Origin of the sequence: Methylococcus sp. EFPC2 (genome assembly GCF_016925495.1) — a bacterium.
Lineage (GTDB): Bacteria > Pseudomonadota > Gammaproteobacteria > Methylococcales > Methylococcaceae > EFPC2.
On sequence record NZ_CP070491.1, the window covers coordinates 823,974 to 839,331 of the forward strand.

The 15,358-nt window shown below is 63.8% G+C and carries 10 protein-coding genes; 5 read left to right on the forward strand and 5 right to left on the reverse strand.

What is annotated here, in order from left to right; all coding sequences use genetic code 11:
• Both gcvP and gcvT read right to left on the reverse strand, forming a co-directional pair.
• Entirely contained in the window at positions 1-2,877 is a 2,877-nt protein-coding gene (gene gcvP, locus JWZ97_RS03540) for an aminomethyl-transferring glycine dehydrogenase (protein WP_205433432.1), read from the reverse strand.
• 17 nt (positions 2,878-2,894) lie between these two features.
• Positions 2,895-3,977 carry a glycine cleavage system aminomethyltransferase GcvT gene (gene gcvT / locus JWZ97_RS03545; protein WP_205433434.1) on the reverse strand — a complete coding sequence of 361 codons (1,083 nt, stop codon included), beginning with the start codon at positions 3,975-3,977 and terminating at the stop codon, positions 2,895-2,897.
• Between the two features lie 282 nt (positions 3,978-4,259).
• Here gcvT and JWZ97_RS03550 point away from each other — a divergent pair, with 282 nt between their 5' ends.
• The 4 genes from JWZ97_RS03550 (at position 4,260) to JWZ97_RS20210 (ending at position 10,278) form a co-directional block, all read left to right on the forward strand.
• Positions 4,260-5,306 (forward strand): hypothetical protein, encoded by a 1,047-nt coding sequence (locus JWZ97_RS03550; protein WP_205433436.1) that lies wholly within the window; start codon positions 4,260-4,262, stop codon positions 5,304-5,306.
• A gap of 2 nt (positions 5,307-5,308) precedes the next feature.
• On the forward strand, positions 5,309-5,764 hold the full coding sequence (locus tag JWZ97_RS03555; RefSeq protein WP_205433439.1) for a hypothetical protein: 456 nt from the start codon (positions 5,309-5,311) through the stop codon (positions 5,762-5,764).
• Positions 5,761-8,433 (forward strand): response regulator, encoded by a 2,673-nt coding sequence (locus JWZ97_RS03560; RefSeq protein WP_205433440.1) that lies wholly within the window; start codon positions 5,761-5,763, stop codon positions 8,431-8,433. The genes JWZ97_RS03555 and JWZ97_RS03560 overlap by 4 nt, the downstream gene beginning before the upstream one ends.
• A 69-nt stretch (positions 8,434-8,502) precedes the next feature.
• Positions 8,503-10,278 carry a sigma-54-dependent Fis family transcriptional regulator gene (locus JWZ97_RS20210; protein WP_205433441.1) on the forward strand — a complete coding sequence of 592 codons (1,776 nt, stop codon included), beginning with the start codon at positions 8,503-8,505 and terminating at the stop codon, positions 10,276-10,278.
• Positions 10,279-10,317: 39 nt separating this feature from the next.
• Here JWZ97_RS20210 and JWZ97_RS03570 read toward each other — a convergent pair whose 3' ends face one another.
• Positions 10,318-10,530, reverse strand: a complete 213-nt coding sequence (locus JWZ97_RS03570) for a hypothetical protein (protein WP_205433442.1) — start codon at positions 10,528-10,530, stop codon at positions 10,318-10,320.
• 513 nt (positions 10,531-11,043) lie between these two features.
• Between JWZ97_RS03570 and JWZ97_RS03575 the strand changes: the two genes are divergently transcribed.
• Positions 11,044-12,018: a hypothetical protein gene (locus tag JWZ97_RS03575; RefSeq protein ID WP_205433444.1), complete on the forward strand. Its 975-nt coding sequence runs from the start codon at positions 11,044-11,046 to the stop codon at positions 12,016-12,018.
• 58 nt (positions 12,019-12,076) lie between these two features.
• On the opposite strand, the gene JWZ97_RS03580 is transcribed toward JWZ97_RS03575, so the two are convergent.
• Both JWZ97_RS03580 and JWZ97_RS03585 read right to left on the reverse strand, forming a co-directional pair.
• The gene (locus JWZ97_RS03580) at positions 12,077-14,950 is read right to left on the reverse strand and encodes an adenosylcobalamin-dependent ribonucleoside-diphosphate reductase (protein WP_240342460.1); all 2,874 of its coding nucleotides are present in this window, start codon (positions 14,948-14,950) and stop codon (positions 12,077-12,079) included.
• Positions 14,947-15,333, reverse strand: a complete 387-nt coding sequence (locus JWZ97_RS03585) for a hypothetical protein (protein WP_205433445.1) — start codon at positions 15,331-15,333, stop codon at positions 14,947-14,949. Before JWZ97_RS03585 ends, JWZ97_RS03580 begins: the two co-directional genes overlap by 4 nt.
• Positions 15,334-15,358 lie beyond the last annotated feature (25 nt).

Sequence of the window (15,358 nt, forward strand, 5' to 3'; positions counted from 1 at the left end):
TCAGTCGGAGCTAGCCTCGCTCGCCGGCAGACAGCCGAAACATAGATGACGGTCGCCATAAACCTCGTCGATACGGTTCACGCTGGGCCAGAATTTGTTTTCCCGGACGTAGGCTAGGGGGAAAACCGCTTCCTCGCGGTTATAGGGGCGATTCCATTCGGCATCGATCACGTCGGCCTGGGTATGCGGGGCGCGTTTGAGCGGATTGTCGTCGGCGGGCCAAACGCCTCGCTCCACCTGGTCGATTTCTTCCCGGATGCGGCTCAGGGCGGCGACGAAGCGGTCCAGTTCGTCTTTGGATTCCGATTCGGTCGGCTCGACCATCAGGGTGCCGGGCACCGGGAAGGACACGGTCGGCGCGTGAAAGCCGTAGTCCATCAGGCGCTTGGCGATGTCAACCTCGCCGATGCCGCTCGCGGCCTTGATGGGGCGGATATCGAAGATGCATTCGTGGGCCACGCGTCCCCGTTCGCCGGTGTAGAGCACCGGATAAAGCGGAGCCAGCCGGGTGGCGAGGTAGTTGGCGTTGAGGATGGCCACGCGGGTCGCGCGGGCTAGCCCCGCGCCGCCCATCATGGTGATGTACATCCAGGATATGGTCAGGATGCTGGGCGAACCGTAGGGCGTGGCGGCCACGGCTCCCTGGCCGGCATTCGGGCGGTCGCTTGCTCCGGTCGGCTGGATGGCGTGGTCTGGCATGTAAGGGGCGAGATGGCTCGCCAGCGCGATCGGCCCCATGCCGGGTCCGCCACCGCCGTGGGGTATGCAAAACGTCTTGTGCAGGTTGATGTGGCAGACGTCGGCGCCGAGCGCGGCCGGCGAGGTGAGGCCAAGCTGGGCGTTGAGATTGGCCCCGTCCATGTAGACCTGGCCGCCGCGGCGATGCACCGCGGCGCAGATTTCTTTCACCGCGGCCTCGAACACGCCGTGGGTCGACGGGTAGGTAATCATCAATGCGGCCAGGCGATCCCGGTATTGCCCGGCCTTGGCTTCGAGGTCGGAGATGTCTATGTTGCCGCGCTCGTCGCAGTCGACCGTCACCACCTGCAGTCCGCACATCGCTGCGCTCGCCGGGTTGGTGCCGTGGGCCGAGCGGGGAATCAGGCAGACGTCGCGGTGCGTTTCGCCGCGCGCTTCATGGTAGCGGCGTATGAGGACCAGCCCGGCATATTCGCCCAAGGCTCCGGAATTCGGCTGCAGGCTGATTGCGGGAAAGCCCGTGATGGCGCGGAGATGGCCAGCCAGCCCGTTCATCATCTCCAAATAACCGAGCGCCTGCTCGCGCGGCGCGTAGGGGTGCAGGTCGGCGAATTCGGGCCAGCCCAGCGCAAGCATTTCGCTGGTCGCCGTCAGCTTCATGGTGCAGGAACCCAGCGGGATCATTGAGTGATCGAGTGCCAGGTCGCGGTTTTGCAGCCGTTTAAGGTAACGCAGCATCTTGTGTTCGGTTCGATGGCGATTGAACACCGGGTGACGCAGGATGGGATCGCTGCGCAGACTGTCGGCCGGCAGCCCGCTTGCCGGGATGTCCAGCGCTTCCGGATCGGCGGCGACGCCAAACAATTGGAAGAGCGCCGCGAGATCTTCACGGGAGCTCGTCTCGTCGAAAGACACGCCCAGGGCGTTTTCCGAAACACGGCGCAGGTTGTAGCCCAAGTCGCCCGCGGCGGCATGCAGGCTCGCGGTCCGATCGCCGGTGGCGATATCCAGGGTGTCGAAATAGTACCGGGTCAGCAAGCTGTAGCCGGCGGCCTGCATTCCTGCCGCGAACAGGGCGGCGAGGCGGTGGATGCGGAGGGCGATGGATCGCAAACCCTCGGGGCCGTGCCACACGGCGTACAAGCCAGCCAGATTGGCCAGCAGTACCTGGGAAGTGCAGATGTTGGACGTGGCCTTTTCCCGGCGGATGTGCTGCTCGCGCGTCTGCAAGGCCATGCGCAGGGCGGGTTTGCCGCGCGCGTCGATCGACACGCCGATGATGCGGCCCGGTACGGCACGCTTGTATTCGTCACGGACGGCGAAAAATGCGGCGTGTGGACCGCCGAAACCCAAAGGCAAACCGAAGCGCTGGGCGGAGCCGAGCGCGATGTCCGCACCCATGGCTCCGGGCGATTTCAGCAGCACGAGTGCCATCAAGTCGGTGGCGACCGCGGTGATGGCGTCTCGGGATTTGAGCCCGGCGATGATGCCGGTCAGATCGCGTACCTCGCCGTGCCGGTCCGGGTATTGCAGCAAGGCGCCGAAAACCGCGTGCTTACCGGCTTCTTCGGGCGCGCCGAAAATCAGGTCGAAGCCGAAATATTTCGCGCGCGTTTTTAGTACGTCCTGAGTCTGTGGAAAAACTCCCGCGTCGACGAAAAACGCGCGGGAGGGGCTGGCCGAAACCCGGCGGGCCATGCTCATGGCCTCGGCCGCCGCGGTGGCCTCGTCGAGCAGGGATGCATTGGCGAGTTCCAGTCCGCTGAGGTCGATCACCATCTGCTGCCAGTTGCTCAGCGCTTCGAGCCGGCCCTGGGCGATCTCCGCCTGATAAGGCGTGTAGGCGGTGTACCAGCCGGGATTTTCCAGCACGTTGCGGAGGATCACCTTGGGCAGATAAGTGCCGTAGTAGCCCAGGCCTATCAGCGAGCGTTGCACCCGGTTCTTCGCCGCCATGGCGCGCAGCCTGGCCAGGGCTTCCTGTTCGGGGACAGGCGGGCCAAGCGGCAGGGGTGCGGCCAGTCGTATCCCGGCGGGCACGGCTTCATTCATCAACTGGTCCAGGCTGTCCAGCCCCAAGGCGGCGAGCATGGACGCAACCTCGTCTTCGTCGGGGCCGATGTGGCGGTGCATGAATTCGTCGCGCCGTTCGAGTACCGCAAGCGGAAGGTTTAACATGGCGGGTAGCTCCGGGTTTACACGAGTATCTTGCCGTTGCGCACGAAGGGAAGCGGCGTGACGCGGGCCGGCTGTGCGAGGTCGCGTATCGTTATCGACACCGTTGCACCGGGGCTGACGGCGGACGGCAGCCGGGCGAGTGCGATCGAGGCGTTCAGGGTGGGGGAAAAGGAACCGCTGGTGATCAGACCGTCTCCCTGCGCGGTCGTCACCGGCATGCCGTGGCGCAGAACCCCGCGACCTTCCAGTATCAGGCCGGTTAGGCGTTTCGAACGGTCGCAGGATTCCAAGGCGTTACGGCCGACGAAATCGCGCCCCGCGGTCAGGTCGACGGTCCAGCCGAGATTGGATTCGTACGGGTGGGTGCTGGCGTCCATGTCGGCGCCGTAAAGATTCATCCCGGCTTCGAGGCGCAGGGTGTCGCGGGCGCCGAGTCCGGCGGGCAAGACCCCGGCCGAGGACAGGGCCTCCCAGACCGCCGTCATGCGGGACCCGGGTACGATCAGTTCGAAGCCGTCTTCGCCGGTATAGCCGGTGCGGCAGATCGTCATGTCTTCGAACTCGGCGGCCTGGAAGCGGTTCAACCTCTCCGTGGCAAACAGCGAGCCGGGCAGCGCCCGCCAGACCGCCTCGCGTGCGCAAGGCCCCTGCACCGCGATCATGCCCAGATCGCGCCTAGGCGAGAGGGTCGGGTGGGCATCCGGCAGGGCCGCCCGTTGTCGGCTTAACCAGTCGATGTCCTGCTCAGCGGTACCGGCGTTGACGATGAGGCGATAATCTTCTTCTTCGATGCGGAAGGCGATCAGGTCGTCGAGCACGCCGCCGTCGGGGTTCAGCATGCAGCTATACAATCCGTCGCCGGCTTGCCTGAGCTTGTCGACCGTATTGGCGAGCACGCGGCGTAGCAAGGCACTCGCCCCGGATCCCTGCACGTCGATCACCCGCATGTGGGAAACGTCGAACATCCCGTGTTCGCGACGCACCCGGCGGTGTTCCTCGAGTTGCGAGCCATAGTGGACTGGCAGTTCCCAGCCGGCGAACTCGACCATGCGAGCGCCGGCGGCGAGATGGTGAGCGTGTAGCGGCGTTTTTTGGGACACTTCAATCCCCCCTGTTCAGTTGGTTTCAGCTTGGACCAAAGCGGCGGTTTTCACCAGCCCAGAGCCGCCAAAAGCGCCGCGTTTGATCTGGCCGGCGCGGAGTCCAGATTTTCGTCGTGCGGGGCTTCCTTCTGACCTCGGTTTGGTTGTACCTTTGCCGCTTTATTCGACGCCGGCCGGGCCGGCTCCATGGACGCATAGCACAAGACGTATAGCCTGATGGCCGCGCACAGCACGAAGACAGGTAAGAATGGACCCTTTTCGACTTCGTCCGGCAGCCGTATGAAGGGGTATCGGTGCCTGATAACGCTGGCCACTGGGCTGTTCGCCTGGTCCACCGCCTCGGCCGATCATTACGGCGACCTCCTACTGTTTCCCGAACTGACGCAGATCGGCCGTTTCGATCTGAAAGATGATTCCCGGCTCCCCGAGCAAAGAATCAATCCCGGCCTGAATCTCTTCTATTCCTACGATCAGGACCGCTTGCGGTTCTTGCTGGAATGGCTGGTCGACCGCTCCGCACAGGAGATCCAGCGGCTGCAACTGGGCTGGCGCTGGCAGGACACGACCTTCTGGCTGGGCCGCACGCACAATCCCATCGGATACTGGAACACCCGGTTTCATCACGGGGCGTATTTGATGACCAGCATCTCCCGGCCCGGGATGATGACCTACGAAAATTCCGGCGGCCCGCTGCCCTTGCATGTCACCGGCTTGTATCTGGAAGGGTCGCGGGAGTTGGGGGAGTCCAGCCTTTATTACGTGTTGAACGCGGGTGTGGGTCCGGATCTCTCCGAGCGCCGTCTCGATGCCTTCGACATTCTGGATCCCGAAGGCGACCGGCGCCCCGCCGTGACCCTGCGCCTCGGTTATCAACCGACCGCCTTCGCGTCGGACGAGTTCGGTTTTTCCTTCAGCTATACGGAAATCCCCGGTCAGGCGATCGGCGTTCAGCGCGTCGACCAGATGGTCGCAAACGCCTACGCCACCTGGCGTTGGGACGACTTCAATTTCCTCACCGAGGCTATCTTCGTTCATAACGACTACCAGGGTGCGCAGGCGCAGTCGAATATCGGCAATGTCTACGGTCAGGGCGAGTGGAAGGCGACCCCCGATCTGACCGTGTACAGTCGGGTGGAAGGCAGCTTCAACGACGCCGGGGACCGCTATTTCGACCATTTCGGGAGTTTCGTGCGCGAAAGATACCTAGGTGGCCTGCGTTACGAGCTGCCCTACAAGATGGCGCTCAAGTTCGAACTCGCCCGCGAGCGGGTGCGCGACGACCACTACGGTCAGCTCGGTTTGCAATGGAGCGCGGTGTTTCCCTAGCCATGGCCAAGTGGGTTTACATCGTTTTGGCGGCAATGCTGGCCTGCCACGCATCGGCGGCGATGGGGCCGGACGCACGCGAGCTGATACTGGCGGCGAGTTTGCAGGCCAACATACCCCGGCTCACGGTGCAGGAAACCCGCAAGCTTTATCTCGGCCTGCCGGTGGAGAAAAACGGCGTCACCCTCAAACCCTTGCTAAATACCAGCGATAACCTACTGTTCGAGGTCTTCCTGCAGAAAGTGACTTTCATGTCGTCCGAGGCCTACGAAAAACAGGTGCTGTCCATCGTCTTCCGCCTCGGCGGCCAAAGGCCGGAAGCGATAGGGGACAAGCACAGGCTGAATGCCTTGCTGCTGGAACAGCCCGACTCCGTCACCTTCATGTGGTCCAGCGATCTCAACGCGTACCGCGGGCTCAAGCCCGTCGGCACCTTGTGGACCGGAGCGGCGAATTGAGGAATTTCCTGCGCAGCTTCAACGGACGCCTGCTGCTGTCTTTGATAGGCGTCCATCTGCTGCTGGTGCCTTTGCTGCTCTTCGGCGTTTATCTGATCGCCAAACCCGGGGTCCAGGGGCAGTTCGTCAACCAGGTGCGTTCGGATGCCCTGCTGCTCGGCAACCTGGTCGCCGCCCAGGTCGCGGCCGGCGAGTCCCGGCAGACCTCCGAATTGCTCGACGAGTTTCTGCTGAACGGCCGGCTCGTTTTCGCCGAAGTTTATTCGACGGCGAGATCGATACATCCCAATGTCCCGCTGGAAACGAAGCAGCCTTTCGACGAAGACTTCTTCTTCGGACAGCACGACGACGGCGTTTATTTCATCGCCGTTCCCTTGGGCGAAGCGGATGCGGGAGAAGCGCCCGTCCTGAGGCTGGGCTATGACGAGACCCCGGTGCAGCGCGAACTCTTCAACCTCTATCGGCGCGGCATCTACCTGGTCGCCGCCTATCTGGGCCTGACCTTGATCGTCGCCGCCGCCCTCGGCACCCGTCTGGTACGGCCCTTGAAAATACTGCGCCAGGAGGCGGACAAGATTTCCGCCGGCGACCTGGATACCGAGTTCGGCAGCCATACGCGCATCGTCGAGGTCGCTGCCCTGGCGGAAAACCTCGAACGCATGCGACTAGGCCTCACGCAGGCGCGTGACGCGGCCCTGCAGGCGGCGCTCACCAAAAGCGAATTCCTCGCCAACATGAGCCACGAGATCCGTACGCCCATGAACGGCGTCATCGGCATGCTGGAGCTCGCGCTGCGCACGGAGCTGACCCCGCTGCAGCGCGAATACCTGACGATGGCCGCGTCCTCGGCCGAATCGCTGCTCAGGCTGCTCAACGACATACTGGATTTTTCCAAGATCGAAGCCCGCAAGCTGGAGCTGGAATGCGTAAGCTTCGATTTGCGCGATGCCGTCGGCGACACCCTCAAACTGCTGGCTCCCCAGGCCCATGCCAAGGGTCTGGAACTGACCTATCTGATCGACCCGCAGATTCCGGAACTGGTGGCGGGGGACGAGGGCCGCCTGCGGCAGATACTCATCAACCTCGTGAGCAACGCCATCAAGTTCACCCCCAAGGGTGAAATTTCGGTGCGCGTGACCAGCAACTGCGAGCGCTGTCTGGACAAGGTCTGCCCGCAATTTTCGGTCAGCGACACCGGTATCGGCATACCGGCGGACAAGCGGCAGGTGATCTTCGATGCCTTCGCCCAGGCGGACGCCTCGTCCACCCGCATGTTCGGCGGGACGGGGCTGGGACTTTCGATCTCGTCCCGTCTGGTGAACCTGATGGGCGGGGAGATATGGCTGGACAGCGAGGTGGGGCAGGGCAGTTGCTTCCATTTCACCCTGCCGTTCCAGGTACCGCCGGAGGCGCCCGAGCACGTCAGGCGCGATCCGGCGGACCTGCGCGGCATACGCGTCCTGGTGGTGGACGATCACGCCGTCAACCGTTATATCTTCGTGGAAATGCTCACCCAATGGGGGCTGGAGCCGGTACAGGCGGACGGCGGCGAGGTCGCGCTGGCGGCCATACGGGAGGCGGAAGCCCAGGGCAAGCCGTTCCGGCTGGTCCTGCTGGACGCCATGATGCCGCGAATCGACGGCTACGAGGTCGCCAGCCGTATCATAGCCAATCCCGGTGCCACACCGCCCACCATCATGCTGCTCTCGTCGGCCGACCGGGTGGGCGAGGCCGATCTGTCGCGGCAATTGGGCATCAGCCGGTTCTTGCGCAAGCCGGTCAAGTATTCCGAGCTTCTGGATGCGATCCAGGAAGCCCTGAGCACGGCTCAGCCGGCGCCTTGTTCGGCGGGCGGCTCCGACTGTGCGGCGATGCGCCCGCTGCAACGGGCCCTTCGTATCCTGGTGGCGGAAGACAATCCGGTCAACCAGCGGCTGGTGCGCGTATTGCTGGAAGACCGTGGCCACATCGTCACCATGGCCAACAACGGGCAGGATGCCTTGCGTCTGTTGGCGCAAAACGATTTCGACGCCGTGCTGATGGATGTCCAGATGCCGGTCATGGATGGCTTGCAGGCCACGGAGGCATTGCGGGAACACGAACGGGAATACGGCGGCGAGCACATTTACGTCGTGGCGATGACGGCTCACGCCCTGCAGGGCGACAAGGAACGCTGCCTCGAGGCCGGCATGGATGCTTACATTTCCAAACCTTTGCGCGAGACGGAACTGCTGGCGACCGTCGAGCGATGGCATTCAGCTTCGCCGGCGACCGAGAGAGGTGATACCGGTATGGCGGAAACCGCACCGTTCGATCTGACCGAAGCCTTGCAGCGGGTTCGGGGCCGGCGGGGATTGCTCAAGGATTTGGCCGGCATCGTGCTCGACCAGTCGGACGAACTGTTGCACAGTTGCGAGGAGGCGATCCGGAATGGCGACGGCCCCGCGCTCGAATGGGCCGCGCACACCCTGAAGGGCTCGGTAGGTTCCCTGTGCGCCAAGCCCGCGGCCGAACTGGCCCAACGCCTGGAAAACGCCGCCAGGGCAAAGGACTTCGACGCTGCCCGCATCCTCTTCGGCGAGTTGCAGGCCGCGATGGCTCAATTGGCGCCCGGGATCCGGCAGTTCCTGGCGGCGCCCGATCCCGAGGACACGTCCGATGCCGGCTGATACGCGGCGTTTGTGCCCCGGTTCGGGCGGCGCCCGGCCGAAGTCCGTCCATCTACGGGCTAGCCAGCCATGACTGTCCGCGCCGAACGCAAGCCCGTCATCCTCATGGTGGACGACAATCCGGTCAATCTGGCCGAACTCTATGCCCTGCTCGGCGAAGCGGGCTACGAGGTGCTCGTCGCGGAAAGCGGCGCCAGCGCCCTGCTGCAGGCCGAGCGTTCGGTCCCCGACCTGATCCTGCTCGACGTCGTTATGCCGGGCATGAACGGGTTTGCCGTTTGCGCGCGGCTCAAGGAGTCGCCCCGCACCGAAGCCATCCCGGTGCTGTTCACCACGTCGCTGGACGACACCGCAGACAAGATCCAGGGTTTGCGACTGGGAGCCGTGGACTACATCACCAAGCCTTTCCAGCACGAGGAAGTGTTGGCGCGGGTCAACACCCATCTGACCTTGGCGCGCCTTAGGGGCGAACTGGAAAGCAGCCGGGAGCGCCTGTCGCGCATCGTGACCTATGCCCTGGACGCCATCGTCACAACCGACGAAGAACGGCGCATCGTGCTGTTCAACGCCGCTGCCGAAGCCATGTTCGCCTGCCGGAGCGCGGATGTCTTGGGCGGTTCGCTGGATCGTTTCCTGAGTCCGACGCTCAAGCAGCGGCTGCTGGACTATATCGGCGGTTCGTCCGAGCCCGCCTTTTGGCTGCCCGACGGTCTGGAGGTCCTGCGCGGCGACGGGCTTCCCGTACCGGTGGAGGGGTCCGTGTCGCGCGTCGAGAGTGGCGGCGAAAGGCTGTATACGGTGATCCTGCGCAACGCCGAGGAGCGGCAGAAGCGGCTCAAGGCCGAAGCCGAATGCCGCCAGCTCCAGGGGGTCAATCTCTACCTGGAGGAGGAGTTGAAGGCCGTCCATAATCCGGACGACCTCATCGGCAGTTCGCCGGCCTTGCGTCGGGCGGTGGCCTTGGTCGGCCAGGTGGCCGGCACCGACTCCGCCGTCCTGGTGACGGGGGAGACGGGTACCGGCAAGGAGCTGATCGCCCGCGCCATCCACAACCGCAGTGCCCGCAAGGACAAGGTGCTGGTCAAGCTGAATTGTGCGTCCATACCCGCCAATCTCGCGGAAAGCGAATTGTTCGGCCACGAAAAGGGTGCGTTCACCGGCGCCTTGCAGCGTAAGCAGGGACGCTTCGAGATCGCCAACGGCGGCACCTTGTTCCTCGACGAGGTCGGCGAATTGCCGCTGGATCTGCAGGCCAAGCTGCTACGGGTCTTGCAGGAGGGCGAGTTTGAACGGGTCGGCGGGACGCAGACCATCAAGGTCAACGTTCGCGTGGTGGCGGCCACCAACCGGGATCTGGCGCAGATGGCACGGGAAGGAAGTTTCCGTCCGGATCTCTACTACCGGCTCAACGTGTTTCCCATCCATCTCCCGCCTTTGCGGGAACGCGCGGAGGATATCCCTTCGCTGGTTCGACATTTCGTCGCCAAATACGCGAACCAGTTCGGCAAGCGCATAGACAGCGTGCCCGAGGCGACGCTGGCCCGGGTCGGCCGTTATGGCTGGCCCGGCAACATACGCGAGTTGCAGCACGTCATCGAAAGGGCGGTCATCCTGAGCTCCGGCAGCGAGCTGGCGCCACTGGATCTCGCCGAGCAGGCCGGGCCCGATCCGCTCCCGGGTCCGCTGGCGGCATTGGAGGACGTCGAGCGGCAACACATACTCAAGGTCCTGGAACACACCCGCTGGCGCATCAGCGGCGAGAAGGGTGCCGCCGTGATCCTCGGCATGCCGTCGACCACGCTGCGTTCCCGCATGGAGCGCCTGGGCATCACGCGCGGCCGTTAGGCCGGCCCCGGCGTCTTTCCAGCCGTCCGGAAACACGCCTTACCAGATCCAGATGGCCCATTCTTGGACGGTCGTATCGTCATATTCCTGCGCCAGTTCGAGCACGGAATCGGGCACCTCGACGTTTTCGCTCCAGACGTAACGCTCGGCATCCATGGCCAGCCAGATTCCTCCCCCGATCCGCCGATAACATACTTCGTGTCCGTTTTCGTCCTTGATTTTGACCGGTCCGAAATGACTGTCTACGTTCATCACATTCCTCCTGGTTCGTCTTTCGTTGTACCGGGTGCCGTTATTTTGCTCCCGTACTGAACCGATTCAGATTGGATGCCAAATTCGAAAACGCGCAATGAATGTGATTCAAGTAATTGAAATAGCGGAATATTTTGATTCATCTCTCCGGTGAAGTCGGGGCTCCTGGGCCGCGTCCGTTGCGTCGAAAATGTACGCAATATCGGCTGTTTACGACATTTCGTCTTTGATCTTCCCTACGCTCCTGCCCGCCGGGCCAGGCGCATCCCGCCAAGACCTCTGACGGTAACGGCGCTGAGCACGCTGGAAATATCGTAAAAACACGGCATTCCGTAAAAGCGGATCAGGCAGCCAGGCCCCGTTTTTGTGTCGATACGACGATAAAACTCGATATATCAGTGAGTTGGCGTCATGGCTCGCAGCTGGCATCCCGCTTGATACGAAGGGGTATCCGGCGCCGCTTGGGCGGCACGAACACCGGCCCCATCCCCATCCCCATCAAGAGGAATCATCATGAACGCACACATTCGACTCATCGCCGCAATTGCCCTGTTTCTGCTCGCCTTCGCCTGCCATGAGGCGACGGCGGCGGCGCGCCCTTCCTATTCGACCGGCTACGCCGTGCTGGAGGTCGGCGGCGTTCCGCTGGCGTACGTCTCGTCCTTCGAACACGCCAGCCGTCTACAGTCGGAACGCTCGGGCTACGAGGGGGCGACCAACTTCGCACATGATAGTCAAGCGCCGGAGGAGTTCTCCGTCGTGTTGTCGCAAAGCCTGGATAACCGCTTGTTCGGGATCCTGGGACGACAAATCTCTCGGGGCGGGGAGCGTTTGAACGGCCGGCTGCTTAGCCTGGATTGGGAAGGCAACGTCCGGAGGGTCTTCGAGTTTAGCGACGCTATCGTGAACGAAGTGAGGTTTTCCACCCTGGACGCCACCTCCAGGGAGCGCTTCACACTGGGCCTGAAATTGAGTGCCGGCCAAACCAGATGGAGCAAGGGCGGGGGCAAGGCCAACTATCGCGACATTAAGGCGGGGGACAGGCGGAACGTATGGCTCGCGGCGAATTTCCGTCTGGATATAGCCGGCCTGGATAGCCGGGCGGTCATGCGTATCGAGTCGTTCAGCCTGGTGCGCAAAGGCAATCCGGGTCTAGGGAACGGGCCGCAATATCGGGACTATGAGGACGGCGAAACAGGCTTTGAAATGCCCAAGCTGACGCTGGGATTGAGTGATTACTTCGGCACCGAGGTGTTCGACTGGTACGAAGAATTACACGCCGACACCGCCGATGCAGAGGCCGCGGAGCGCAGCGGAACCCTGACGCTGCTGGCCGCCGATCAGACCACTCCGCTGTTTGGCATCGCGCTGACGCATCTGGGGGTCTACCGCATCGCGCACGCAAAAGAACCGCGCGCCGACGAGTCGGGGAAGATCAGCGCGGGCTTTTATGTCGAAGGCCTGAGTTTTGTGACCGGCAAACCTTGATCCGGCCATAGCCGGCCGTACTCCCGCGCCCTTCTTATGCGAAGGGCGCGGGCCGCGTTCATCCGCAGGTTCCCGTCGCGCCGCAGGCGGTGCAGAAATCGCATCCATCCCTGCGGATCACCGCGTAATGGCCGCATTCGGGGCAACGCCGGCCGGCATGGGTTTCCACCGGGCCTACCGGGTGGGCCTTGAGGGGGACGACATTGCCCTCATAGTGCATGGCGCCCATCTCATCCAGCGGGAAGCCGTCCTCGTCCAGGATGCCCAGCCGGTGATGGCGGTGCAGGATCAAACGGCACAGATAGGCGACGGTAGAAGGATAAGACTCCTTGCGCTTCTCGCCCGGCACCCAGGCGAGGAAATCGCCGCGCGGTTCGGGGAAATCCAGCAATTGGCGCAGTTTGGCGCCTATCCAGGCCGGGTCGATGACCCGCATGTCGAAGGACAGGCTCTTGCACAAGCCGTCGAGGACGCGCGGATAGACGCCGGACAGCCAGACGGAATAAGGTCGCCTCTGCCCGTTCGGCAGTATCAGTTCCTTCAGTCCCATGACGAAATCGTCGCCGGTGGCGGGGTTGAGGACATCCACCGTCCAGGAGAGCGTGCCTTCGGTGCCGGTCTTAGGCTCCTTGGGGGACATGAGCGCGTCCAGCACCGGCGTTTCTCCGATCGGCTCGAAGGCACCCAGTTCGGTGCAGCGGTAATAGACCAGACGGGCGAATCCGGCGACCAGGCTGGGCACGGCGGTCGATTCCCCGTCCGGCGGCAAGGCGAGCGCGAAGCGGTCGTCGCCGTGCGCCTTCATCAGGCTTTCCAGTTTGGTCTTGAGCCAGCCGTGGTCGTTGGAGCGCATGTCCATGGACAGCGACTTGGCCAAGGCGCCCAGGCCGCGGGGCTGCTCGGCGCCGTTGATCCACACTTCGAAAGGGTGGCGTCCGCCGTTTTCCACATGGCCGATGAAGACCGCGAACGCGCCCAGCGGATGGTCGACGAAATACGTCCACGCCGGATTGCCGCCCGGCGGCCGGGGACGCCGCCGCCAGCGCAAGGACGCGAGGGCCGGTTCCGGCACGTTTTCCAGGCGCAGGCGCCGGTCGGGATCGGATTCGTCGAAATCCGGACGCGTGCCGGCCGGCGAGGTTTCCGGCTTGGCCGGTTCGGCGACCAGCACCTGGCCGACGATGGCGTTGGGTCTGTAGGTCGCCAGACCTTTGAGCCCGGCTTTCCAGGCTTCCAGGTATAGATCCTGGAAGTCGTCGAAGGGATAGTCGGCCGGCACGTTGACGGTCTTGGAGATCGAGGAGTCGATATAAGGTTGGACCGCCTGCAACATGCGCATGTGGTCGATCGCCGCGATTTCCAGGGCCGTGACGAAGGCCTCCGGCAGTTGATCGACAGCGCCGCCCTGGGCCTGGTAACGCCGCCAGGCATGGTCGTAGACCTCGTATTCCCGGGTCGTTCCGTCGGCCTGCCGCTTACGTCGCGTGTAATGCCAGGAATAGGGCGGTTCGATGCCGTTGCTGGCATTGTCGGCAAAGGCGAGGGAAATGGTGCCGGTCGGCGCGATGCTCAGGAGATGGCTGTTGCGCAGGCCGAACGTACGGATTTCCGCACGCAAATCATCGGGTAATCGCCCGGCGTAAGCAGAGGCCAGGTAGGGTTCGGCGTCGAAGCGGGGAAATGGCCCTTTTTCCCGCGCCAGCGCGATCGACGCCCGGTAGGCCGCATTTCGCAGGATTTCCGCAACCCTGGCCGCCATGACTCGTGCCGCCTGGCTGTCGTAGCGCAGGCCCAGCATGGCGAGGGTGTCGCCCAATCCGGTGAAGCCGAGGCCGATGCGGCGCTTGGCCGCCGCTTCCTCGCGCTGTGCCGGCAAAGGCCAATAGGTGGTCTCCAGCACGTTATCCAGCATGCGCACGGCTGTGGGTATCAGTTCGGCGAAGCCGGAAAAATCGAAGTCCGCGTCCGCGGCGAAGGGATCGCGCACGAAACGGGTCAGGTCTATGCTGCCGAGACAGCAGCAGCCGTAAGGCGGGAGCCACTGCTCGGCGCAGGGATTGGTGGCTTCGAAGGTTTCACAGTAGTGCAGGTTGTTGTCGGCGTTGGCGCGATCGACGAACAGCACGCCGGGCTCGGCGTGGTCGTACGTCGAGGCCATGATGTCCCGCCATAGCTCGCGGGCCTTGATCGTGCGGTAGGCCCACAGACCGTCTTCGCGCCGGTGGGCGCCCTGGGCCTTCTGTTCATCGCCCGGCTCCGCGGCATGAACCAGAGTCCAGTCGGCGTCGGTTTCGACGGCCCGCATCAGGTCGTCGGTCACCGCGACGCTGATGTTGAAATTGGACAACTCTCCCGCCTTGTCCTTGGCATGGATGAAATCCAGGACGTCCGGATGGTCGCAGCGCAGCACGCCCATTTGCGCGCCGCGGCGGGCGCCGGCCGACTCGACCGTTTCGCAGGATCGGTCGAAGACCCGCATATAAGACACCGGGCCGGAGGCGCGCGAGGCGGTGCCCTTGACCCGCGCGCCCTTGGGCCGTATGCGCGAGAAATCGTAGCCGACCCCGCCGCCGCGCCGCATGGTCTCGGCCGATTCCGCCAGGGCGGTGTATATGCTGGGCCGGCCGTCGACCGTTTCCGACACCGAGTCGCCCACCGGCTGCACGAAGCAGTTGATCAGCGTGGCCTGTATGCCGGCCCCGGCGGCGGACATGATGCGCCCCGCCGGAACGAAGCCGGCCTGCAGTGCGGACAGAAAGCGGGGTTCCCAGAGGGCCGGTTCGGATTCCGGCTGGGCCAGCGCGCGCGCGACCCGCACGAAGATGGCGGTAGCGCTCTGTTCATCGCCCTTGGCGTATTTTTCCAGCAGGACGTCGCGCGAGACGGCTTGCGGCGCCAGGGAGGAGACGTCTACTGAGCGCGCGGGCTTCATGGCAGGTAGACGGTCCAGACGAACAATTCGTCGCAGCCGTCCTTGCTGTCGCCGGTCGCCCGTACCCAGGCCTTGCCGGCGGTGATGGGAGCGCTCAGGCGGCCTTTGATCAGCAATCGGCCACTGCGCTCGGGCGTGACGCTTACATCGACCGGCTGGTTGTTGACCCAGACCTTGACGGATTCGGCTTCGGTGTTGTCCGAGGCGGTGAGCGAAAAGTCCTGGAAACTCGCCGCCTTGCTGTCCCGTGCCGGCGTTTCGTCGAAGAAGCTGGGCGGTTCGCAGTGCAGCAAGGGACCGCCGTGATGGCCGATACGCTCGGCCTGTGCGGTGCCCGCCATCGCCGCGAGTGTGATCAGGAGGGAGTATGTTGATTTCTTCATGGTTACGCTCGGCTTGGTGTTGGCG

What these genes read in the sequence shown, in the direction of transcription:
- gcvP (WP_205433432.1), bottom strand. Translation starts at nt 2,877, where the DNA reads ATGTTAAACCTTCCGCTTGCGGTACTCGAACGGCGCGACGAATTCATG.
- JWZ97_RS03550 (WP_205433436.1), top strand. Translation starts at nt 4,260, where the DNA reads ATGAAGGGGTATCGGTGCCTGATAACGCTGGCCACTGGGCTGTTCGCC.
- JWZ97_RS03555 (WP_205433439.1), top strand. Translation starts at nt 5,309, where the DNA reads ATGGCCAAGTGGGTTTACATCGTTTTGGCGGCAATGCTGGCCTGCCAC.
- JWZ97_RS20210 (WP_205433441.1), top strand. Translation starts at nt 8,503, where the DNA reads ATGACTGTCCGCGCCGAACGCAAGCCCGTCATCCTCATGGTGGACGAC.
- JWZ97_RS03570 (WP_205433442.1), bottom strand. Translation starts at nt 10,530, where the DNA reads ATGAACGTAGACAGTCATTTCGGACCGGTCAAAATCAAGGACGAAAAC.
- JWZ97_RS03575 (WP_205433444.1), top strand. Translation starts at nt 11,044, where the DNA reads ATGAACGCACACATTCGACTCATCGCCGCAATTGCCCTGTTTCTGCTC.
- JWZ97_RS03580 (WP_240342460.1), bottom strand. Translation starts at nt 14,950, where the DNA reads ATGAAGCCCGCGCGCTCAGTAGACGTCTCCTCCCTGGCGCCGCAAGCC.
- JWZ97_RS03585 (WP_205433445.1), bottom strand. Translation starts at nt 15,333, where the DNA reads ATGAAGAAATCAACATACTCCCTCCTGATCACACTCGCGGCGATGGCG.